The sequence below is a fragment of the Bradyrhizobium cosmicum genome (assembly GCF_032290525.1).
Taxonomy (GTDB): domain Bacteria; phylum Pseudomonadota; class Alphaproteobacteria; order Rhizobiales; family Xanthobacteraceae; genus Bradyrhizobium; species Bradyrhizobium cosmicum_A.
Genome location: NZ_JASXTA010000109.1, coordinates 1 through 340, shown reverse-complemented (window position 1 = coordinate 340; position 340 = coordinate 1). Strand labels below are relative to the sequence as shown.

The 340-nt window shown below is 60.3% G+C and carries 1 protein-coding gene; it reads right to left on the bottom strand.

The features are described 5' to 3' along the window. Positions 1–340: UbiA family prenyltransferase (locus QSV46_RS39260; protein ID WP_314964029.1), on the bottom strand; the 340-nt coding region annotated here is incomplete at both ends.

Below are 340 nucleotides of genomic sequence, written 5' to 3'. Positions count from 1 at the left end.
GAAGAATCTGGCGTCCTGTTTCCGCCCTGCCGGCTACGACCGGCAGCATCGGCACGCCGGCCCGGGTATATTCTCCGGCGAGATTGAGCGACAGTGCCCAGAAGTGGGGTGGCGTCCAAAGGAAGATGATCAGGAACAGGATCAGCGGTTCGATCCCGGCACTTCCTGCGGCAGCAACCCAGCCGATCACCGGAGGGAGTGCGCCAGCAGCACCGCCAATGACAATGTTCTGCGGTGTTCGGCGCTTGAGCCACATCGTGTAGACGACGACATAAAAGAAGATTGTGAAAGCAAGCAGCGCAGCCGCGGCCAAGTTCAGCAAAGTGCCGAGAGCCAGAAC